This window comes from Pseudomonas sp. FP2309, from assembly GCF_030687575.1.
Classification (GTDB): Bacteria; Pseudomonadota; Gammaproteobacteria; order Pseudomonadales; family Pseudomonadaceae; genus Aquipseudomonas.
The window spans coordinates 1,437,356-1,457,813 of the sequence record NZ_CP117439.1 but is presented as its reverse complement, the minus strand read 5'-3'; the positions used below and the strand labels follow the sequence as shown (position 1 = coordinate 1,457,813).

Sequence of the window (20,458 nt, the reverse complement as noted above, 5' to 3'; positions counted from 1 at the left end):
TGTCACCTCCCCTCCAGGCCAACATGCTCAACCCTCATCACCCATGAGAATTGACCATGAGCGACTCCCTGCGCCAACGCACACAGGCCCTTGGCCTGACGCTGCCCGCACCTAGCCAACCGATTGCCAACTACGTCAACCATGTATTCAGCCAGAATCAGCTGTTTATCTCCGGGCAAATCCCGCTGCTGGACGGCCGGCCTGCCTATGTGGGCCGTTTGGGCGAGTCGCTCAGTGAAGAAGAAGGCACACAGGCGGCGGAACTGGCCGCATTGGGTTTGCTCGCGCAATTGAGCGATGCCCTGGGCGATGACCTGTCACGTCTGGTGCGCATCCTGCGCTTGGGGGTTTTTATCGCCAGCGGCGCCGACTTCCAGCGCCAGGGTGCGGTGGCCAACGGCGCATCGAATCTGCTGGTCAACGCCCTCGGTGAAAAGGGCCGGCATGCCCGCACGGCGGTGGGTGTGTCCAGCCTGCCGGGCGGCGTGGCGGTGGAGGTTGACGCGATTTTCGAGCTGCGCCCATGAGCCCGATCGACGTCCAACGACTCAGACAGGCCACGCCCGGCTGCCAATCCGGCCTCGTGCATTTCAACCATGCCGGTGCCTCCCTGCCGAGCCAGGCGACCCTCGATGCCATCCTCGATCAGTTGCACCGCGAAGCCCGCGACGGCCCGATGGAAGCCGGCGAGCACGGCGCTGTGCTGATGGAAAACGCCCGCCGTGCCGCCGCGTACCTGCTTAACGCGCCTGCCGCCTCAGTGGCGTTCGCCAGCAGTGGCTCGACCGCCTGGAACCTCGCGTTCCAGGCCTTGGGCCCGTGGCACCCCGGTGATCGCATCCTGGTCGGGCGCCATGAATGGGGCGGCAACCTGGCGAGCATGCAGTTGGCCGTGCAGGCCGGTGCGCGTGTGGAGGTCATCCCCTGCGATGCCACCGGCGCGGTCTGCCCGCAGGCGTTGGAGGCGATGATCGATACCCGCGTGAAGCTGATCGACCTGACCTGGCTGCCGGCTAATGGCGGCCTGATCAACCCCGCCCAGGCTGTCGGCGAAGTGGCCAAGCGTCATGGCATTGCCTATTTCATCGACGCCGGCCAGGCACTCGGCCAACTGCCGGTGGACGTGCAGACGTTGCACTGCGATGTGCTCAAGTCGGCCGGGCGCAAACACCTGCGCGGCCCAAGGGGCACGGCGCTGCTGTATGTGCGACCGGCGTTTCTCGAGCAGTTGCAGCCTGCCGGGCGCGATGTTTTTTCAGCGCCATTGAGCGCCCACGGCTTCGACCTGCGCGACGACGCCCGGCGTTTTGAGACCAGCGAGGTGTCGTTCGCTTTGTTGGCGGGGCTGGGCAATGCCCTGCAGGAACTCAATCAGTTGGGGATTGAGCGGGTGTGGGAACGCGTCTCGCAGACAGGAGCGCGCATACGCACAGCCTTGCGTGAGATTCCAGGTATTGCGCTGTATGACTTGGGCACGCACCAATCGGGCCTGATCGCCTTCAACCTCGCCGATTGGGATGCGTTCGAACTGAAACGACGCTTGGGATTGCAGCGGATCAATATCGGCGCCAACGGCGTGGCCTATACCCCGCTGGATATGCAGGCACGCGGGTTGACCAGCGTGGCGCGCATCTCGGTGAGCCCCTTGAACCACGATCACGACATCGACTCACTGATGGCGGCCTTGCGGGAGTTACGCGGTTAAACCTCGACGTCCACCCACAAGCCCTGGCGCGGTGCGTCTTCGATCAACGGCACGACGGGCACGGTGTTGTCGGCATTGAGCAGATCACCGGGGATCGCCAGATGCTGGTCAGGATCTTCATCGGCTTCGCGCCGGCGTTTCTGTTGCTCCTGCTGGCGACGCTGTTCTTCACGCAGCAAAAACGTCGACTGCTCGGCATCGCCCTTCTTCAGGTCGATCGTGCTTTCGCTGGAACTCGCCTGCGCAGGTACAACGGGCGGGATATCCGGCTTCTGGCGTACCGGGTCCAGTTGTGACGTAACCGGCACAACGCTGACGGGCAGCATAGGTGGCAACATAATCTTAATTCTCCTGATCAACAGGCTGTCGGCGGGACGCAGGGCGACTTGAACACAAGCTCGCCAACCTGTGACCCAGTCGACACTCGCAAGTGCCCGCCACCTGTCGATTCACGGCTCACCGTCCGCCTCAAACAGAGTAGTTTTTCTCAGAGTCCTTTGGCTGGGGACCTTGTTCCGTTAAGATAGTCGGCTTTTTCACGGCGGGAGTCAGGCAGCATGGCGCAGCAGTATCAACCGGGGCAACGCTGGATTAGTGACAGCGAAGCAGAGCTGGGGTTAGGCACCGTTCTGGCACAGGACGGCCGCTTGTTGACCGTGCTCTATCCGGCCACTGGCGACACTCGCCAGTATGCGCTACGGAATGCGCCCCTCACCCGCGTGAGGTTCTCGCCGGGTGACACCATCACCCATTTCGAAGGCTGGAAAATGACCGTGCAGGAAGTCGACGATGTCGACGGCCTGCTGGTCTACCACGGCCTCAATGGGCAAAACGAGCAGGTCACCCTGCCGGAAACCCAACTCTCCAATTTCATCCAGTTCCGCCTGGCCAGCGACCGTCTGTTCGCCGGCCAGATCGACCCGCTGGCCTGGTTCTCGTTGCGCTACCACACCCTGGAACACACCAGCCGCCAGTTGCAGTCCTCGCTGTGGGGCCTGGGTGGCGTGCGTGCGCAACCTATTGCCCACCAACTGCATATCGCCCGCGAAGTCGCCGACCGTATCGCGCCGCGCGTATTGCTGGCCGACGAAGTGGGTCTGGGCAAGACCATCGAAGCGGGTCTGGTGATCCATCGCCAGTTGCTGTCGGGTCGCGCCAATCGCGTGCTGATCCTGGTCCCGGAAAACCTGCAGCACCAATGGCTGGTGGAAATGCGCCGCCGCTTCAATCTGCAAGTCGCGCTGTTCGACGAAGAGCGCTTTATCGAAAGCGATGCCACCAACCCCTTCGAAGACACCCAGCTCGCACTGGTCGCACTGGAGTGGCTGGTGGACGACGAGAAGGCCCAGGACGCGCTGTTTGCCGCCGGCTGGGATTTGCTGGTGGTCGACGAAGCCCACCACCTGGTCTGGCATGAAGAAAAAGCCAGCCCGGAATACGCGCTGGTCGAGCAGCTGGCCGAAGTGATTCCTGGCGTGCTGCTGCTCACCGCGACCCCGGAACAACTGGGCCAGGACAGCCACTTCGCGCGCCTGCGCCTGCTGGACCCGAACCGCTTCCACGACCTGCAGGCCTTCCGCGCCGAAAGCGAAAACTATCGCCCGGTGGCCGAGGCCGTTCAGGAGCTGCTGGACAAGGGCCGCCTGTCACCGGCGGCGCACAAGACCATCCAGGGTTTCCTCGGCAACGAAGGCGAAGCGCTGCTGACCGCGGTCAACGATGGCGACGCTGAAGCCAGCGCCCGCCTGGTGCGTGAACTGCTCGACCGCCACGGCACCGGCCGTGTGCTGTTCCGCAACACCCGCGCCGCCGTGCAGGGTTTCCCGGAGCGCAAGCTGCACGCCTACCCGCTGCCAAACCCGGACGAATACATGGAGTTGCCGCTGGGGGAGCACGCCGAGCTGTACCCGGAAGTCAGCTTCCAGTCGCAGCCGGACATCGAAGAAGAAAACCGCTGGTGGCGCTTCGACCCACGGGTCGAGTGGCTGATCGACCAGCTGAAAATGCTCAAGCGCACCAAGGTGTTGGTGATCTGCGCCCACGCCGAGACCGCGATGGACCTGGAAGACGCCCTGCGCGTGCGCTCCGGCATCCCGGCCACGGTGTTCCACGAGGGCATGAACATCCTCGAGCGTGACCGCGCCGCCGCCTACTTTGCCGATGAAGAGTTCGGCGCCCAGGTGCTGATCTGTTCGGAAATCGGCTCCGAAGGCCGTAACTTCCAGTTCTCCCATCACCTGGTGCTGTTCGACCTGCCGTCCCACCCCGACCTGCTGGAACAGCGGATCGGCCGTCTGGACCGGATCGGCCAGAAACATGTGATCGAACTGCACGTGCCGTACCTGGAAACCAGCCCCCAAGAGCGTCTGTTCCAGTGGTACCACGAAGCGCTGAACGCGTTCCTCAATACCTGCCCGACCGGCAACGCCTTGCAGCATCAGTTCGGCCCGCGCCTGCTGCCGCTGCTGGAAAACGCCGACGACGGCGAGTGGCAAGCCCTGATCGACGAAGCCCGCGCCGAGCGTGAGCGCCTGGAGCAGGAACTGCACACTGGTCGCGACCGCCTGCTGGAGCTTAATTCCGGCGGCGCGGGTGAAGGCGATGCGCTGGTCGAAGACATCCTTGAGCAGGACGATCAGTTCGCCCTGCCGATCTACATGGAAACCCTGTTCGACGCCTTCGGCATCGACAGCGAAGACCATTCGGAAAACGCGCTGATCCTCAAGCCAAGCGAAAAAATGCTCGACGCCAGCTTCCCCCTGGGCGACGACGAAGGCGTGACCATCACCTACGACCGTAACCAGGCGCTGTCGCGCGAAGACATGCAGTTCATCACCTGGGAACACCCGATGGTGCAGGGCGGCATGGACCTGGTGCTGTCCGGCTCCATGGGCAACACCGCCGTGGCGCTGATCAAGAACAAAGCGCTCAAGCCAGGCACCGTGTTGCTGGAGCTGCTTTACGTCAGTGAAGTGGTGGCACCGCGTGCGCTGCAACTGGGTCGTTACCTGCCGCCGGCTGCGCTGCGCTGCCTGCTGGACGCCAATGGCAATGACCTGTCGGGCCGCGTGTCGTTCGAAACCTTGAACGATCAGCTCGAAAGCGTGCCACGGGCCAGCGCCAACAAGTTCGTGCAGGCCCAGCGCGATCAACTCACGCCGCGCATCAACGCCGGTGAAGAGAAGATCACCCCGCGTCACGCCGAGCGCGTGGCCGAGGCCAAGCGTCGCCTGGCAGCGGACACTGACGAAGAACTCGCACGCCTGAGCGCCTTGCAAGCGGTCAACCCGACCGTGCGTGACAGCGAACTGGTCGCCCTGTGCAACCAACGCGAGCAAGGCCTGGCCATGCTCGACAAAGCGGCGCTGCGACTGGAAGCGATCCGGGTGTTAGTGGCGGGTTGATGACCGCCCCGCCCCGTTAATAAGGAAGGCCCGCGTATGCGGGCCTTCTTTGTTTGTCTCAAGGGCTTGCTCACGAAAGGGTCAGCTCGGCCTCATGCCGTCGCGGCAGCAGCCGGTGCCTCAACTGCCACCAACCCCTCCTTCATGCGCTTGGCATCGCGCACAAAACTGCGCGACGCCTGGAACAGAAACAGCATGGTCAAAAACAGCGCCACGGGAATCAGGTACATCGCGTCGTGCAAGCCCACCGCCTTGTAGGCCTCGGTCATCTGCTCGGCCCCCGCCGCATACATGGCCGAATGGGCAAAATGATCGGACAACCCGCCCACCACGATCGGTCCCATCCCCCCGCCCAACAAGTACAGACCGGCAAAAAACAACGCCATCGCCGTTGCCCGCAGGCGTGGCTCGACCACGTCCTGGATCGCCGTGTACACGCAGGTATAGAAGTTATAAGCGAACAGCCAGCCCACACTGAACAATGCGACAAACACACCGATCTCGACGCGCCCGGCATGCAACGCCCACGCGGTGGTGACCGTGGAGATGATCAGGCTGAATGCCGCAAACAGCAGACGGCCATTGGCGACACGCTGATGGATCTTGTCGGCAACCCATCCGCCTAAGGTCAGGCCCACCAGCCCGGTCAACCCGACGATGACACCGGTGGCCACCGCCGCGTCCTGCAAAGGCATCAAAAAATAGCGTTGCAGCATCGGCACCAGGAACGAATTGCACGCGTAGGTGGCGAAGTTAAAACACAGTCCGGCCAGCACCAGCCAGAGGAAGGTTGACACGGCCAGCACGCGCCGGATCGGGCGGTCGACGCGCTCCTGGGAGACCTGCACGGTCTCTGCCGCACCGCGCTTGGGTTCCTTGATATAGAACATGAACACCGCCAGGATCAGCCCCGGCACCGCCGCAATAAAGAACGGCGCGCGCCAGCTGTCGAACGCCTTGACCATCGCACCAATGGTAAAGAACGCCAACAGCAGGCCAAGCGGCAGGCCCAGCATGAAAATGCCCATGGCGCGGGCGCGACGGTGTGCCGGGAACAAATCGCCAATCAATGAGTTAGCCGCCGGCGCATAGCTGGCTTCACCGATACCGACGCCCATACGCACCAGCAAAAACGTCCAGAAACTGCCCACCAGGCCGTTGACGGCCGTCAGTCCGCTCCAGGCAAACAGGCCCCAGCCCATCAGTTTGCTGCGCGAGCCGGTGTCGGCCATACGCCCAAGGGGCAGACCGGCGATGGCGTAAACGATGGTGAAGGCGGTGCCGATGATGCCGAGCTGGAAGTCGCTCAGGTGCCATTCCATGCGGATGGGTTCGATGATGATCGCGGGAATGGTGCGATCGAAAAAATTGAACAGGTTGGCGAGGAACAGCAGGAACAGAATGCGCCAGGCATTCGCCGCTTGGGTCGAGTTCTGCATGGGTCCGTCTCTTTTATTGTTATGAGAGCTGCGATGCCCGATGCATCCTGCTCAGGTACCTGCAACATAGTCAGGCGGCCCCCGGTTGTCTGTAATGATTCGTAAAGCTGATAGGACGTAATTTCGTCCGGCGCTACGGGACTTTCCTGACAAAAATATATGTGCGCGCCCCCCTTCCCAATGGCCATGGCGCGGATAGAATGACGAGCCTTCCCGTAGCACCCCATTCCTACCTTCTTATCGATGACGCCCATGTCCGAAGCCAGTCCGTGTCTGAGTTGCGGTGCCTGCTGTTCATACTTCCGCGTGTCTTTCTTCTGGGGCGAATGCGCCTCGTCGGGGGGCACGGTGCCCGATGAACTGGTGGTGCAGATCAACCCCACCCGCGTGGCGATGATCGGTACCGACCAAAAACCCGCGCGCTGCTGCAGCCTTGAGGGCGAAGTGGGGAAAGCCACGAGCTGCTCGATTTATGAGCAACGCTCAAGCCCCTGCCGGGAGTTCGACGCTTCGTGGAGCCAAGGGGTGCAAAGCGTGGAATGCGATACGGCGCGCGCTGCATTTGGCCTGGCGCCACTGCCGGCACCTTTCGAGCTGGAGCTGCCCATCAGCGCTTAGCATTAAACGCTATGGAGGGCATGCCAACATCATTCAGGGCAAAGTGCCATTGCCCGTGGAAAATTCCGCAAGGCTTCTATACTCGATGTCGGAGGTCATCGCCTCAAGCCGTGTCGTCACGATCAAACCTGACGGCGATGCCCTTCAAATAGACCCGCTCTACCCGTGCAGCACGATAGCCCCCAAAGCACCGATTTTACCGAGAGAGCCTGCCCCCGATCGCGCAATGCCCTCATCGATTGTGCGGCCAATACGCTGGCGCGGATTCTTTGGCATTACGCCATCATTTACCTAAAGATCGCCGACAAACGGCCGATTCATCAGAGTCCGGCCAGGTTTTCTCAGAGAACACAGGGCAGAGCCCGACTGTTCTGGACAAGGACGCACTGCAAAGTCGCGAACACCCATTCCGTGATGGCCCTTTGATTTTTTCAGCCATCCGCCCAGGCACATGGCGCACAATGACTTCTAAAAATAAATCTGCCACCGTGGTATCCGACGTGTTGCCCACTGCTCCTGCGGACATGCCCTCAGGTTCAAAGTCATTGAGCGCCCGCCCGCCGGCCACCCAGCAATACCTGTATTTCACCGAAACCAATACCGACCGCATCCTCGATAACCTCGATGGCCTGCGCGATATGGTGTTCCCGCGCCCGCCCCATCTGGAAGTCGACGACCAGCATCGCAGCGAGCAGGAATTTCCCTCGGTGTGCTTGATCGGGCTGGGCCGTTGCGGTTCGAACATCGCGCTGGACGTGGCGGAACTGGTGTACAACGCGCGCAAGTTCTACCTGAACGAATTCAGTAACGAAGATAAGTCGTTGGACAAGGGCTACAGCCCGGCCCAGTGGATCCGCAACAACCTGCGCCTGGGCGGCGGCAAGGCCAGCAAACCGGTGTTTCTGGTGGAACCTTTGGTGATGCTGGGCGACTTGGACAAGGACATCGCCGGGCGCATCCGCTTCTCGCGCAAGGGCGAAAAAAGCGGGTTCCTGCGCGACTACAGCAAGATGAAAATCATGGACCTGTCGGAAGTCCATGCCGGCGGCGCCGGTAACGCGCCGATCCTCGGCCAGTACCTGGCCAAGATCATCCTCAACAAAGATACCCAACGTTTTTCCAGCCCCGACTGGAAGATGATCCACTCGTACCTGATCGACTCGTGCGGGATCAAGGCCAACCAATCGCGCCTGTACTTCTCGATCTTCAGCGCCGGCGGCGGTACCGGTTCGGGCATGGCTTCGGAGTTTGGCCTGGCCCAGCAGCATTCGTACATGAACAAAACGTTCGACACCAAACCCGCCGACGAGCACGACAGCAAGAGCGGCCATGCGTTTGTGTTCGAACCAATCTTCACCAGCGGCATTTGCGTGTTGCCGAATATTTCCGATCACCGCAGTGAAATGTCCGAGGCGCTGCACATCAACGCCGGGCGACTGCTCTGCAAGTACCTGTCGGAAGAATGGGATTTCTCGTACAACTTCGCCAACGAAGACAGCAGCGAAGCCAGCGTCAAAGGCCGCATCCGTCCGTGGAACGCGATGATGCTGATCTCCAACGACATCATGCGCTACGCCGAAGAAAGCGATGACGGCAACATCCAGAACATTGATGTCAATGCCATGGAAAAACACGCCAACCAGTATATTTCCCAGCAGATTTTCAACATCCTCACCGCCCAGGCCGTGACCACCGACTACGACCAGAACTATTTCCGGCGCGCCGGTATCGACATTGGCGAAACCATCCGCCTGGACGCCAACGACCTGTTTATGAGCCTGGCCGGCCCGGTGGCGATTGCCTACGCTGAGTCCGTGGTCCCGGAAACCCCGGCGCCGTCGAACGACAAGTTCAAGGTGTTCGAAAAAGAACCGCAGCGCCTGAACATCGACGACCTGTTCTTCCGTTCCATCGACCTGCCGCACTTCAACAAAGTCACCCAGGCCATCGAAGGCATCAGCCTGTTGCCGATCGAATCCAAGCGCTACAAGGCCTCTTTGGAGCAGTACAAGAATTCGGGATACGACGCGGCGGCGCTGCATGACCTGCACTTCTTCAAAAACTGCTCGTCGGTGGTGTCCATCGTCTCGCTGCCCAAGGACTACAAACTGTCCTACATGGACCTGAACCGGCTCAAGACCCACCTCAACAGCCTGTTCCCCAACACCACCCTCAAGCGTTACGCCCTGGTAATCGGCGCGTCGGCCAACCTGTCGTTGACCACCCTGATCGCCAAAAGCCCATGCCTGTCGGATGACTTCCTGACGCTCATCGTGGCGTTTATCAAGCGCTGCTTCGCCCGCAACCCGTACCGCTTCGACGACACCCTGGACAACTCGATCCTGGACTTCATCATCCACGAAGACTTCGACGAAGAGCGCATCGACGAACTGCTCAATGAGTACGAGAACCCGGCGAAGATCCTCGATACCAACTGGTACGCGATCAAGCCGATGTATGAGAAGAAGTACCGCGAGCTGATCAACGACAAAGACAAGTTTGTGTCGATCAATGACATTCGTCTGTCACGGGATTGCGTGAAGAAGGCGATCAAGTACTTGCGCGAGATTTACCGTCACCGCATCGGTAAGACGAAGGTTATTTCGTTGAATAACCACACCGGCAAGACGGCCTAGTCGATGGCGACGGCGCTGCATGGCGCCGTCGCGTCTGTCACTGCACCCGGCGCTGGCGCAGAAACGCAATAATGGTTTCTTCGTCAGCGCGCTTTGCAGGCCGCGGCAGATGCTTCGGCCAACCGGCGTCGGTCACACCAAAAAACGCACGCTGCTCAGCCTCATCCCAGCCGCCGATCTCCTTCGAGGCCGATTCCCACCAGCCGTGCCGGCAGACTTGGTAGTACGGGTGCTCAGGCGCCGAGCTACCGTAGAGCAGGTCGCGACCGACCTTTTTCAAATGCTTGCGTTGATTGCGCAGTTTCCATTTGATCAGCAAGCGTTGCCAAGGGGGTGGCACAGGCTTGATACGCGGCACTTCCCGGCAACGCTCGACCAGTTCAGCAGTGAACGCTTCGCCGTACTGCGTGAAAAAATGAGCCTGCATAGCGTGGAAAAACCGCTTGTCCGCATAGTAGTGATGCACGAACTTCCTGGCTTCGCGCACTTTCTGGTCACGCATCGCGAAGGAAATCGCGATCTGTTCGATGGTGTGGATATCGAACGAGCCTTGAGTCCACTCGTCAATCAAGCGGATCGAGGTGTCGAGCAGCGCCGCGTCAGTCGCGCGCACACCGCACAGACCGCTGTTGTAGAGCTTGAAGCTGGCGTCGGCCGTGATGCCATGTGCACGCAGGTGTTTGCCCAGTTGAAGGTAGTCCGCACGCTTGCAGACGTAGCTCCAGTCGTACTCGAATTCATCCATCACATACTGGCCAGGCTCGATCAGTTCGAAGACGCGATGGGGGGATTTGAGGAACAGCGTATCGGTATCAACGAACAGCGTTTTTTCGGCAAGCCTCAAGCCCTGGGCAATCGCGCATGCCTTGCGGCGATGGGGGTAGCCATTGTCGCCCTGCCATTGAGACAGGGTCTGCGGGCTCAGTTCAAGGGTCTCGACAGGCCAGCCGACGTAGTCCTGCGGGCGGTCGGTCATGACGCGAATGCACAACGACTCGCCCTGCTTAAGTTGCGAGAGCGCGGTGAGGATGCTGAATTTGGCTTCGCGCCGGTAAACGTCTTGGCTGCCGTAAATAAGGTAGAGCAACTGGTGCGAAGTGTTCGCTAAAGAGGACGGCGCAGGCTGCATGACGAGCTCCAGTTAAACAGGCGGCGAACTTTACCGGAATTCGCTGCTTCCTACGGAACCATCTGACAGCTTGTGGCTTCTATAAACACCTCGAAACAATTCCCCGACGGTTTCGCCACGGCCAAAACTGTTCCCGTGACGTTAACGTCACCCTCACCTGTGACCTTTCTCTACGGCAAGGTGCCATCACGGCGTCGGCGGTTACTCCGCTACACACTTGCAAGGGCGCATGACATGCACCTTTTTCGTGCAGAGAATTCCTACGCCGCCCTTTCCTGGATCAGAATCCACGGCGAAACCACCACCGCCCACAGGCTCGGATCACGCTCAACCAGGTCCAATGCCCGCGTGGCAGACACTTCGGCCAGGCTACCCGAGGCCAGCCAGGCAGCCACTTTCTCGCGGTTATCCTCGGCCATTCCCTCGGCGGCTTCGATCAAATCCAGGCCGGCGTCGACCCACAATAGGGCACCCTTGGCAAAGAACGGTTCAAGCTCCTTCCAGGAAATTTCGGCAGTTTCACCGAGCAGCTTGGCATAGAGGGTGCTAGGTTCTTGTGTCATGGGATTCACCTTGGGAAAAAATCGGCGCAATCATAACGTCGCAACCCAGGCAGAAAAACCCAGTTGCAATTGAGTCACCGAGAGAAAGTGTCAGGAAAGCCAAGGATTGCCCGAACGTCTGGCATCACCCCGCCGCCATTCTGTCTTTTTCTTTCATTTATGCGACACGTCCGGGTTTTGCCCCCAGCAGCCAGCTTTTCAAGCGATCAACCGGCGCTCTACACTGTACCGGTACAGTTGCCAGGGCACTGCCGGGGGGATATCCGAAATATCTAATCCGGTTCTGCAGCTCACAAGGCCGCTAGAACTATAAAAAATACAACAGTAAGAGTGGAGCACTATGAATAAGGCTACTAAGCAGATTTCCAAACTGTTTGCCGCTATGGTCCTGGCTGGGGTTGCCGGCCATTCGTTCGCAGCCGACACCATCAAGATCGGCATCGCCGGTCCTAAGACCGGTCCTGTAACACAGTACGGCGACATGCAATTCATGGGTGCCAAGCAGGCCATCGCCGACATCAACGCCAAGGGCGGCGTCGACGGCAAGATGCTCGAAGCCAAGGAATACGACGACGCTTGCGATCCTAAACAAGCGGTTGCCGTGGCCAACAGTGTGGTCAACGACGGCGTCAAGTTCGTGGTCGGTCACCTCTGCTCCAGCTCCACTCAGCCAGCGTCCGACATTTATGAAGACGAAGGCGTGATCATGATTACCCCGGCTGCCACCAGCCCGGAAATCACCGCCCGAGGCTACAAACTGGTCTTCCGCACCATCGGTCTGGACAGCGCTCAGGGCCCGGCGGCCGGCAATTACATCGCCGACCACGTCAAGCCGAAAATCGTTGCTGTGCTGCACGACAAGCAACAATACGGTGAAGGTATCGCCACTGCGGTCAAGCAGACTCTTGAGAAGAAAGGCGTGAAAGTTGCCGTCTTCGAAGGCCTGAACGCCGGTGACAAGGACTTCTCCTCGGTCATCCAGAAGCTCAAGCAAGCCAACGTCGACTTCGTCTACTACGGCGGCTACCACCCTGAGCTGGGCCTGATCCTGCGCCAGTCCAAGGAAAAAGGCCTGAATGCCAAGTTCATGGGTCCGGAAGGCGTCGGCAACGATTCCATCTCGCAAATCGCCCAAGGCGCTTCCGAAGGCCTGCTGGTCACCCTGCCTAAATCCTTCGACACCGACCCGGCCAACAAAGCCATCGTTGACGAGTTCACCAAGAAGAAGCAGGACCCGACCGGTCCATTCGTGTTCCCGGCCTACTCGGCTGTTGAAGTCATCGCCGGCGGTATCAAAGCCGCCAAGAGCGAAGACACCGCCAAAGTGGCCGAAGCCATCCGCGCGGGCACCTTCAAGACCCCTACCGGCGATCTGAGCTTCGACGCCAAGGGCGACCTGAAGGACTTCAAGTTCGTGGTCTACGAATGGCACTTCGGCAAACCTAAAACCGAAGTTTCCCCTCAGTAAGCCAGGCGTTACTGGTCCTACAAGCCCACTGTGAAAGCAGTGGGCTTTGTTTTACGAGGTTTATGGGCCTGTCACCCGCGATCCGGGCGCTGGCTCACCTGAAAATCTTAAAACCGTCACCAGCGGTTCGCTGGCAAACGCTTTGTGCAAATGTGCTCACAGAACACAGCCCAGGGCCGGAACATGACTCCACCAGTGAAATGCGTATCGGGTTTTTAGGAGCGCTGTAATGCCTGAGATCTATCATTTTTTCCAACAGCTGGTTAATGGCCTGACCATTGGCAGCACCTATGCCTTGATAGCCATTGGCTACACAATGGTTTACGGCATCATTGGAATGATCAACTTCGCCCATGGCGAGGTGTACATGATTGGTTCCTACGTGGCCTTCATCGCCCTTGCCGGGCTGGCCATGATGGGTATCCACTCCCTGCCGCTGTTGATGACCGCCGCGTTCCTTGCGTCGATCGTCGTAACCAGTGCCTATGGCTACAGTATCGAGCGCGTTGCCTACCGCCCCCTGCGTGGCAGCAACCGTTTGATCCCGCTGATTTCCGCCATCGGCATGTCGATTTTCCTGCAGAACACCGTATTGCTGTCCCAGGACTCCAAGGATAAATCCATCCCCAACCTGATTCCGGGGAGCTTCTCCTTCGGTCCGGGTGGCGCGGAAGAAGTCCTGATTTCCTACATGCAAATCCTGGTCTTCGTCGTCACCCTGGTGGCCATGCTCGGCCTGACCCTGTTCATCTCCCGCTCCCGTCTGGGACGCGCCTGCCGGGCTTGCGCCGAAGACATCAAGATGGCCAACCTGCTGGGCATCAACACCAACAACATCATCGCCCTGACGTTCGTGATCGGTGCCGCGCTGGCCGCCGTCGCGGCGGTACTGCTGAGCATGCAGTACGGCGTGATCAACCCCAACGCCGGTTTCCTGGTAGGCCTCAAGGCCTTTACCGCGGCGGTATTGGGCGGTATCGGCAGTATTCCGGGCGCGATGCTCGGCGGGCTGGTGCTGGGTGTGGCCGAGGCCTTTGGTGCCGATATCTTCGGCGACCAGTACAAGGACGTCGTGGCGTTCGGCCTCTTGGTTCTGGTGCTGTTGTTCCGTCCGACCGGCATCCTGGGCCGTCCGGAGGTTGAGAAAGTATGAGCAGATATCTTAAATCGGCGTTTTTCAGCGCCCTGCTGGTTTGGGCCGTGGCCTTCCCGGTACTCGGCCTCAAGCTGAGCATTGTCGGGATCAACCTGGAAGTGCATGGCACCGGTCCCGTGACCCTGACCATCATCGCCCTGTGTTCGGTGCTGATGTTCCTGCGTGTGCTGTTCACCCAGCAGGTCGGTGCCTTGTTCAAAGGCAACCGCGCCCCACTGGTCTCGCCCAAGGTCAGCCAATTCCTGACCCTGCCGCGTACCCAGCGCTACATCATCATCGGCCTGATCGTGGCCGCGCTGATCTGGCCGTTCTTCGGCTCGCGCGGCGCCGTCGACATCGCCACCCTGATCCTGATCTACGTGTTGCTGGGCCTGGGCCTGAACATCGTGGTGGGCCTGGCCGGCCTGCTTGACCTGGGTTATGTGGGTTTCTATGCCGTGGGTGCCTACACCTATGCGCTGCTCTCGCATTACCTGGGCTGGAGCTTCTGGATCTGCCTGCCACTGGCGGGCATGGCGGCGGCGACGTTCGGCTTCCTGCTGGGCTTCCCGGTATTGCGCCTGCGTGGTGACTACCTGGCGATCGTGACCCTGGGTTTCGGGGAAATCATCCGCCTGTTCCTGCGTAACCTCACCGACATCACCGGTGGCCCCAACGGCATCAGCAGCATCCCCAAGCCAACGTTCTTCGGGCTGTCGTTCGACCGTAATGCCGCCGAGGGAATGCAGACCTTCCACGAGTACTTCGGGATCGCCTACAACCCGGTGAGCAAGGTGGTGTTCCTGTACCTGGTGGCGCTGTTGCTGGCACTGGCCGCCCTGTTCGTGATCAACCGCCTGTTGCGCATGCCGATCGGTCGTGCCTGGGAAGCGCTGCGCGAAGATGAGATCGCCTGCCGTGCCCTGGGCCTCAACCCGACCATCATCAAACTCTCCGCATTCACCCTGGGCGCTGCGTTCGCCGGTTTCGCCGGCAGCTTCTTCGCCGCGCGCCAAGGCCTGGTGACGCCGGAATCATTCACCTTTATCGAGTCGGCGATCATCCTCGCCATCGTGGTACTGGGTGGCATGGGCTCGCAACTGGGCGTGATCCTGGCGGCGATCGTGATGATCCTGCTGCCGGAACTGATGCGTGAATTCAGCGAATACCGCATGTTGATGTTCGGCGCCATGATGGTGCTGATGATGATCTGGCGTCCTCAAGGCCTGCTGCCCATGCAACGTCCACACATGGAGCTGCGCAAATGAGCCGCGAGATCCTGAAAGTCGAAAACTTGAGCATGCGCTTCGGCGGCCTGCTGGCGGTCAACGGCGTGGCCCTGACCGTGAAAGAGAAACAAGTGGTAGCGCTGATCGGCCCCAACGGCGCCGGCAAGACCACGGTGTTCAACTGCCTCACCGGCTTCTACAAGCCGAGCGGTGGCAGCATCCTGCTGGACGGCCAGCCAATCCAGGGCCTGGCCGGTCACGAGATCGCCCGCAAAGGCGTGGTGCGGACCTTCCAGAACGTGCGGTTGTTCAAGGACATGACGGCGGTCGAAAACCTGCTGATTGCCCAGCACCGCCACCTGAACACCAACTTCTTCGCAGGCCTGTTCAAGACCCCGGCGTTCCGCAAAAGCGAGCGCGAAGCCATGGAATATGCCGAGTACTGGCTGGACAAGGTCAACCTCACCGAGTTCGCCAACCGCCCCGCCGGCACCCTGGCCTATGGTCAGCAACGTCGCCTGGAAATCGCCCGCTGCATGATGACTCGTCCGCGGATCCTCATGCTCGACGAACCGGCTGCCGGTCTGAACCCCAAGGAAACCGAAGACCTCAAGGCGCTGATCGGCGTGCTGCGTGAGGAAAACAACGCCACGGTGCTGCTGATCGAACACGACATGAAACTGGTCATGAGCATCTCCGACCACATCGTAGTGATCAACCAGGGCACGCCGCTGGCCGACGGGACGCCGGAGCAGATCCGCGACAATCCTGAAGTGATCAAAGCCTATTTGGGGGAAGCGTAAAATGCTGCAATTCGAAAACGTTTCCACTTTCTACGGCAAGATCCAGGCCCTGCACAACGTCAATGTCGAAGTGCGTCAGGGTGAAATCGTGACCCTGATCGGTGCCAACGGCGCCGGCAAGTCGACCTTGCTGATGACCTTGTGCGGATCGCCCCAGGCCCACAGCGGCAGCATCCGCTACATGGGTGAAGAACTGGTGGGTCAGGAGTCGTCGCACATCATGCGCAAGAGCATCGCGGTGGTGCCCGAAGGCCGTCGCGTGTTTTCGCGCCTGACCGTGGAAGAGAACCTGGCCATGGGCGGGTTCTTCACCGACAAGGGCGATTACCAGGAGCAGATGGACAAGGTGCTGCACCTGTTCCCCCGGCTCAAGGAACGCTTCAGCCAGCGTGGCGGCACCATGTCCGGCGGCGAACAGCAGATGCTTGCGATCGGCCGCGCGCTGATGAGCAAGCCCAAGCTGTTGCTGCTGGACGAGCCGTCCCTGGGTCTGGCGCCGATCATCATCCAGCAGATCTTCGACATCATCGAACAGCTGCGCAAGGACGGTGTGACGGTGTTCCTGGTGGAGCAGAACGCCAACCAGGCGCTGAAAATCGCCGACCGCGCCTATGTACTGGAAAACGGTCGGGTGGTGATGCAGGGCACTGGCGAGCAGTTGCTGACCGATCCGAAGGTGCGTGAGGCGTACCTGGGCGGTTAAAAACCGGTGGCTGGATGAACCGGGTCTGAAAGTGGGAGGGGGGGGATAAGCCCCCCTCCCACTTTTTTTTTCGTTGTTTGAAAGTATTTCGCCTGACCGTGTAATGAACATCATCCTCGCGTCTCTAGTGGTGCAAGCAGGCATTCAAGCCTGCTCCTCAAAACCCACTGCTGGAGATACACCATGACGACCAAACTGTCCGCCGCCTCCCTCGTTCTGGCCCTGAGTTCCGCGCTGAGCCTGTCCGCCCTGAGCACCACGGCACACGCCGCTGACGATATGCAGAAATGCTTCGGCGTCGCTGAAGCCGGCAAGAACGATTGCGCCGCAGGCGCTGGCACTTCCTGCGCCGGCACCTCGAAAACCAAAGACCAGGCGAACGCCTGGAAGCTGGTCCCCGCCGGTACCTGCACCAAAACTCCCAGCTCCACCTCGCCGACCGGTTTCGGCCAGGAAGCAGCCTTTACCGCCAAGTCCTGAAACCCAGCACAGCCTGAGTACTGATGATGACCCTTTCATCCCGGCAAGCCATCTCCCAGACTCAGGCGCCCGGCCTGCCCTCTCGGGCCGGGCTGGGGCTGAAGAACGAGCACTTCAGCGACGTGCTCCAGAGCGCTCCCGATATCGGCTTTTTTGAAGTACACGCCGAAAACTATATGGTCGCCGGCGGCCCGTTCCATCACTACCTGGGGTTGATCCGCGAGCAGTACCCGCTGTCACTGCATGGCGTGGGCCTATCGATCGGCGGCGAAGGCGCGCTGAGCCGTGAGCATCTGGCCCGCCTGGCCGTGCTGATCGACCGCTATCAACCCCAGTCCTTTTCCGAACACCTGGCCTGGTCGAGCCACGGCCCGGTGTTTCTCAATGATCTGCTGCCGCTGGCCTACGACACGGACACCCTGAACCGGGTATGCGAACACGTCGACCAGGTACAGAGCACGCTGAAACGGCAGATGTTGCTGGAGAATCCCTCCACTTACCTGCAGTTCCAACGCTCCACCCTGGACGAGACCGACTTCATCCGCGAAGTGATCCGCCGCACCGGCTGTGGCTTGCTGCTTGATGTGAATAACGTCTACGTGTCGTGCATCAACCATCGGCGCGATCCGTTGGCCTACATCGACGCCTTACCGTTGCACGCGGTGGGTGAGATTCATCTGGCTGGTTTTGCCGAAGACACCGACAGCCTCGGTGACCGCCTGCTGATCGATGACCATGGTGCGCCGATCAACGACGCCGTGTGGCGTTTGTACGAGCAGCTACTGGCGCGCACCGGCCCCAAGGCCACGCTGATCGAGCGGGATAACCAGGTGCCGGCCTTCAGCGTATTGATGGCCGAAGCCCGGCAGGCCGAATGGCATCTGGCGAGGGCATCCTCATGAGCCTGCAAGCCAAATTTTCCGCTGCGCTGCTGGCGCCGAACCTGCCTTGCCCGGACGGCTGGTTCAGCAGCAACGGGGCGGACCCGCAAAGCCGCTTTGCGGTGTATCGCAACAATGTCCACAGCGCGTTGATCAACGCACTGGCAAGCGCCTACCCCGTGACGTTGCAACTGGTGGGCGATGAGTTCTTTCGCGCGATGGCCGGCGTTTACGTACAAGCATTCCCGCCAAAAAGCCCGTTGATCAGCGAATACGGCAGCACATTGGCCGACTTCATCCAGCGCTTCGAGCCTGCAGCGGGCGTGCCCTACCTGGCGGACATTGCACGGCTTGAGCGCCTGCGAGTGAGCGCCTATCACGCGGCGGATATCCCGCCGTTGAAGCAGTCCTGCGTGCTCCAGCAACTGCACGGTCAGGCAGACCTCAGGCAGTTACGCCTGGGTCTGCACCCGTCCCTCGCCACGCTCAATTCGCCCTACGCCGTCGTCGCGGTATGGGCAGCACACCAAACCGACGGCGCGGTTACCGACTTGAATCCCTGGCATGCCCAAAGCGCACTGGTCCTGCGTCAAGGGTTGGAGGTCAAGGTGTTTGCCGTCGACAGCGGCTCGGTGGCATTTATCGACAGCCTGAACCGCGGTACGCCATTGGAACCTGCCGTGGCCGTGGCCCTTGAAACCTCGGCCGAATTCGACCTGCAACAGTGCCTGTCGCTGCTGATCAGCCGCGACGCCATTACCCACCTGCTCCCAGAACAAAAGGTATCGCCATGAACGCCAAGGCTCCGAACCCGATCACACGGGTCATCGCACTGTTCGACACAATCCCCTACAGCCTGATCGCATTTATCGCACGCTTTTCGATTGCCGCCGTGTTCTGGAAATCCGGGCAAACCAAGGTCGAAGGCTTGGCGATTGATCTGGTCAACGGCACCTTCCAGCTTGGCGAGCCCAAGTTGGCCGCCTCGACATTGCCGCTGTTTCGCAGCGAATACCACGTGCCGCTGCTGTCGCCGGAAGTCGCTGCGTACCTGGCGGCATTCGCCGAGCACTTTTTTCCGGTGCTGATTCTGGTGGGGCTCGCCACGCGCTTCTCGGCACTGGCCTTGATCGGCATGACCCTGACCATTCAACTGTTCGTCTACCCGGATGCTTATCCAACCCACGGCACCTGGCTTGCGCTGCTGTTGCTGTTGGTCGCCAAGGGGCCAGGGCGCTTGTCCATCGACCAACTGATTGCGCGGCGCTACCGCTAGTTAAAGCCGATCCAGCGCTTCGCCGCTGCGTTTGAACCAGTCCACCAGGTAATCGGCCAATACCTGAGTGCGGCGCGGCAGGCCACCTTGATAGGGATGCACCAGGTACATTGGCTGGCTGCGCGTCTGATAATTGCGCAGGAGCCAGCGCAATCGACCGTCAGCCAATTCCGCCTGCAGCACGTAGGACGGCAGACGGGCGATGCCCGCGCCCACCAACGCGGCTTTCTTCAACAAGTTGTAGTGGTTGGACGCGAACGTGCCACTCACCTTGACCCGCAACAACTCGTGCTGCTGGTGATACAGCCACTCTTCGCGACCGCTGTAATGGCTGTTGAGCAAGCACGTATGCGCCGCCAGGTCGGCGGGGGTTTGGGGTTCGCCGTGCTGCGCCAGGTACGCCGGGCTGGCACAGGTCATCTCGTGCCAGGCCAACAGCGGCCTGGCTACCAGCCGTTCGTTTTCAATCGAGCCTGAACGCACCCCCAGGTCAAAACCGTCCCGCGCCAGGTCGCGGTAGCTGTTGTTGAGTTCCAGTTCAATCTTCACCTGCGGGTACCGCTGGGTAAATTCCAGCAGCAAGCCGTCGAAGAAGGTTTCGCCCAACGAAACCGGAACCGTCATACGCACTGGCCCGGCCAAATCATCCTTGAGCCGGGCCAATGCCTGGCGGGCACGTTCCACCTGCACCACCAAGGCCTGGGCCTGTGGCAACAACGCCGCGCCGGCAGCGGTGAGGCTCAGCTTGCGCGTGGTGCGATGAAGCAGCACCACACAAAACTGCGCTTCCAGCTGGCTGATGCGCTTGGACAACTGGCCCTTGCTGCACCCCAACTGCTCGGCGGCAAGGGTAAAACTGCCGGCTTCGATCAATACGGCAAACGCCACCAGGTCATCCATTTCGCTCATGGATTGTTTCCAAATGAAAACCAAAAGTTGCCCATTAGCACGTTTATCCGCTTAAAAAGCCACTCTAGACTGAACCTTCA

19 protein-coding genes are annotated in these 20,458 nt (G+C 60.4%); 14 read left to right on the top strand and 5 right to left on the bottom strand.

Annotation, left to right across the window (positions count from 1 at the left end):
- The first annotated feature begins 56 nt into the window (after positions 1-56).
- Positions 57-527 (top strand): RidA family protein, encoded by a 471-nt coding sequence (locus PSH59_RS06585; RefSeq protein WP_305394597.1) that lies wholly within the window; start codon positions 57-59, stop codon positions 525-527.
- Entirely contained in the window at positions 524-1,705 is a 1,182-nt protein-coding gene (locus tag PSH59_RS06580) for an aminotransferase class V-fold PLP-dependent enzyme (protein ID WP_305394596.1), read from the top strand. The genes PSH59_RS06585 and PSH59_RS06580 overlap by 4 nt, the downstream gene beginning before the upstream one ends.
- Here the strand turns inward: PSH59_RS06580 and PSH59_RS06575 are convergent.
- Positions 1,702-2,043, bottom strand: coding sequence for an aspartate-semialdehyde dehydrogenase (locus PSH59_RS06575; RefSeq protein WP_248084014.1), 342 nt, complete (start codon positions 2,041-2,043; stop codon positions 1,702-1,704). The two genes, PSH59_RS06580 and PSH59_RS06575, sit on opposite strands and share 4 nt — an antisense overlap.
- A 219-nt stretch (positions 2,044-2,262) precedes the next feature.
- On the opposite strand from PSH59_RS06575, the gene rapA reads away from it, so the two are divergent.
- Positions 2,263-5,109: an RNA polymerase-associated protein RapA gene (rapA, locus tag PSH59_RS06570; protein ID WP_305394595.1), complete on the top strand. Its 2,847-nt coding sequence runs from the start codon at positions 2,263-2,265 to the stop codon at positions 5,107-5,109.
- Positions 5,110-5,201: 92 nt separating this feature from the next.
- Here rapA and PSH59_RS06565 read toward each other — a convergent pair whose 3' ends face one another.
- Entirely contained in the window at positions 5,202-6,548 is a 1,347-nt protein-coding gene (locus PSH59_RS06565) for an MFS transporter (protein ID WP_305394594.1), read from the bottom strand.
- Between the two features lie 252 nt (positions 6,549-6,800).
- Between PSH59_RS06565 and PSH59_RS06560 the strand changes: the two genes are divergently transcribed.
- Both PSH59_RS06560 and PSH59_RS06555 read left to right on the top strand, forming a co-directional pair.
- Entirely contained in the window at positions 6,801-7,166 is a 366-nt protein-coding gene (locus PSH59_RS06560) for a YkgJ family cysteine cluster protein (protein WP_248084017.1), read from the top strand.
- A 461-nt stretch (positions 7,167-7,627) separates the two neighbouring features.
- A complete protein-coding gene (locus PSH59_RS06555) occupies positions 7,628-9,802 on the top strand; it encodes a hypothetical protein (protein WP_248084018.1) in 2,175 nt (724 codons plus the stop codon).
- A 37-nt stretch (positions 9,803-9,839) separates the two neighbouring features.
- Here PSH59_RS06555 and PSH59_RS06550 read toward each other — a convergent pair whose 3' ends face one another.
- Positions 9,840-10,931 carry a hypothetical protein gene (locus tag PSH59_RS06550; RefSeq protein WP_305394593.1) on the bottom strand — a complete coding sequence of 364 codons (1,092 nt, stop codon included), beginning with the start codon at positions 10,929-10,931 and terminating at the stop codon, positions 9,840-9,842.
- 260 nt (positions 10,932-11,191) lie between these two features.
- On the bottom strand, positions 11,192-11,494 hold the full coding sequence (locus tag PSH59_RS06545) for a DUF2288 domain-containing protein (protein WP_305394592.1): 303 nt from the start codon (positions 11,492-11,494) through the stop codon (positions 11,192-11,194).
- A gap of 340 nt (positions 11,495-11,834) precedes the next feature.
- On the opposite strand from PSH59_RS06545, the gene PSH59_RS06540 reads away from it, so the two are divergent.
- From PSH59_RS06540 to PSH59_RS06500, 9 genes are all read left to right on the top strand, one after another.
- Positions 11,835-12,962, top strand: a complete 1,128-nt coding sequence (locus PSH59_RS06540; protein ID WP_305394591.1) for a branched-chain amino acid ABC transporter substrate-binding protein — start codon at positions 11,835-11,837, stop codon at positions 12,960-12,962.
- A gap of 229 nt (positions 12,963-13,191) precedes the next feature.
- Positions 13,192-14,115 carry a high-affinity branched-chain amino acid ABC transporter permease LivH gene (gene livH / locus PSH59_RS06535; RefSeq protein WP_003172375.1) on the top strand — a complete coding sequence of 308 codons (924 nt, stop codon included), beginning with the start codon at positions 13,192-13,194 and terminating at the stop codon, positions 14,113-14,115.
- Positions 14,112-15,365: a high-affinity branched-chain amino acid ABC transporter permease LivM gene (locus tag PSH59_RS06530; protein WP_248084120.1), complete on the top strand. Its 1,254-nt coding sequence runs from the start codon at positions 14,112-14,114 to the stop codon at positions 15,363-15,365. The genes livH and PSH59_RS06530 overlap by 4 nt, the downstream gene beginning before the upstream one ends.
- Positions 15,362-16,129, top strand: coding sequence for a high-affinity branched-chain amino acid ABC transporter ATP-binding protein LivG (gene livG / locus PSH59_RS06525; RefSeq protein WP_012722652.1), 768 nt, complete (start codon positions 15,362-15,364; stop codon positions 16,127-16,129). Before PSH59_RS06530 ends, livG begins: the two co-directional genes overlap by 4 nt.
- Before the next feature lies 1 nt (position 16,130).
- Complete coding sequence (locus tag PSH59_RS26235; RefSeq protein WP_370694393.1) at positions 16,131-16,832, top strand: ABC transporter ATP-binding protein; 702 nt, start codon at positions 16,131-16,133, stop codon at positions 16,830-16,832.
- Positions 16,833-17,015: 183 nt separating this feature from the next.
- Positions 17,016-17,312: a DUF2282 domain-containing protein gene (locus PSH59_RS06515; RefSeq protein WP_248083844.1), complete on the top strand. Its 297-nt coding sequence runs from the start codon at positions 17,016-17,018 to the stop codon at positions 17,310-17,312.
- A gap of 23 nt (positions 17,313-17,335) precedes the next feature.
- Positions 17,336-18,214 (top strand): DUF692 domain-containing protein, encoded by an 879-nt coding sequence (locus PSH59_RS06510; protein WP_305394590.1) that lies wholly within the window; start codon positions 17,336-17,338, stop codon positions 18,212-18,214.
- Positions 18,211-18,987, top strand: coding sequence for a DUF2063 domain-containing protein (locus PSH59_RS06505; protein WP_305394589.1), 777 nt, complete (start codon positions 18,211-18,213; stop codon positions 18,985-18,987). Before PSH59_RS06510 ends, PSH59_RS06505 begins: the two co-directional genes overlap by 4 nt.
- Complete coding sequence (locus PSH59_RS06500) at positions 18,984-19,469, top strand: DoxX family protein (RefSeq protein WP_248083841.1); 486 nt, start codon at positions 18,984-18,986, stop codon at positions 19,467-19,469. The genes PSH59_RS06505 and PSH59_RS06500 overlap by 4 nt, the downstream gene beginning before the upstream one ends.
- Here PSH59_RS06500 and PSH59_RS06495 read toward each other — a convergent pair whose 3' ends face one another.
- The gene (locus PSH59_RS06495) at positions 19,470-20,378 is read right to left on the bottom strand and encodes a LysR family transcriptional regulator (RefSeq protein ID WP_305394588.1); all 909 of its coding nucleotides are present in this window, start codon (positions 20,376-20,378) and stop codon (positions 19,470-19,472) included.
- Positions 20,379-20,458: the final 80 nt, after the last annotated feature.

Bases quoted from the DNA above. Each gene is read 5' to 3' on its own strand.
- PSH59_RS06585 (WP_305394597.1), top strand. From the start codon at position 57: ATGAGCGACTCCCTGCGCCAACGCACACAGGCCCTTGGCCTGACGCTG.
- PSH59_RS06580 (WP_305394596.1), top strand. From the start codon at position 524: ATGAGCCCGATCGACGTCCAACGACTCAGACAGGCCACGCCCGGCTGC.
- PSH59_RS06575 (WP_248084014.1), bottom strand. From the start codon at position 2,043: ATGTTGCCACCTATGCTGCCCGTCAGCGTTGTGCCGGTTACGTCACAA.
- rapA (WP_305394595.1), top strand. From the start codon at position 2,263: ATGGCGCAGCAGTATCAACCGGGGCAACGCTGGATTAGTGACAGCGAA.
- PSH59_RS06565 (WP_305394594.1), bottom strand. From the start codon at position 6,548: ATGCAGAACTCGACCCAAGCGGCGAATGCCTGGCGCATTCTGTTCCTG.
- PSH59_RS06560 (WP_248084017.1), top strand. From the start codon at position 6,801: ATGTCCGAAGCCAGTCCGTGTCTGAGTTGCGGTGCCTGCTGTTCATAC.
- PSH59_RS06555 (WP_248084018.1), top strand. From the start codon at position 7,628: ATGACTTCTAAAAATAAATCTGCCACCGTGGTATCCGACGTGTTGCCC.
- PSH59_RS06550 (WP_305394593.1), bottom strand. From the start codon at position 10,931: ATGCAGCCTGCGCCGTCCTCTTTAGCGAACACTTCGCACCAGTTGCTC.
- PSH59_RS06545 (WP_305394592.1), bottom strand. From the start codon at position 11,494: ATGACACAAGAACCTAGCACCCTCTATGCCAAGCTGCTCGGTGAAACT.
- PSH59_RS06540 (WP_305394591.1), top strand. From the start codon at position 11,835: ATGAATAAGGCTACTAAGCAGATTTCCAAACTGTTTGCCGCTATGGTC.
- livH (WP_003172375.1), top strand. From the start codon at position 13,192: ATGCCTGAGATCTATCATTTTTTCCAACAGCTGGTTAATGGCCTGACC.
- PSH59_RS06530 (WP_248084120.1), top strand. From the start codon at position 14,112: ATGAGCAGATATCTTAAATCGGCGTTTTTCAGCGCCCTGCTGGTTTGG.
- livG (WP_012722652.1), top strand. From the start codon at position 15,362: ATGAGCCGCGAGATCCTGAAAGTCGAAAACTTGAGCATGCGCTTCGGC.
- PSH59_RS26235 (WP_370694393.1), top strand. From the start codon at position 16,131: ATGCTGCAATTCGAAAACGTTTCCACTTTCTACGGCAAGATCCAGGCC.
- PSH59_RS06515 (WP_248083844.1), top strand. From the start codon at position 17,016: ATGACGACCAAACTGTCCGCCGCCTCCCTCGTTCTGGCCCTGAGTTCC.
- PSH59_RS06510 (WP_305394590.1), top strand. From the start codon at position 17,336: ATGATGACCCTTTCATCCCGGCAAGCCATCTCCCAGACTCAGGCGCCC.
- PSH59_RS06505 (WP_305394589.1), top strand. From the start codon at position 18,211: ATGAGCCTGCAAGCCAAATTTTCCGCTGCGCTGCTGGCGCCGAACCTG.
- PSH59_RS06500 (WP_248083841.1), top strand. From the start codon at position 18,984: ATGAACGCCAAGGCTCCGAACCCGATCACACGGGTCATCGCACTGTTC.
- PSH59_RS06495 (WP_305394588.1), bottom strand. From the start codon at position 20,378: ATGAGCGAAATGGATGACCTGGTGGCGTTTGCCGTATTGATCGAAGCC.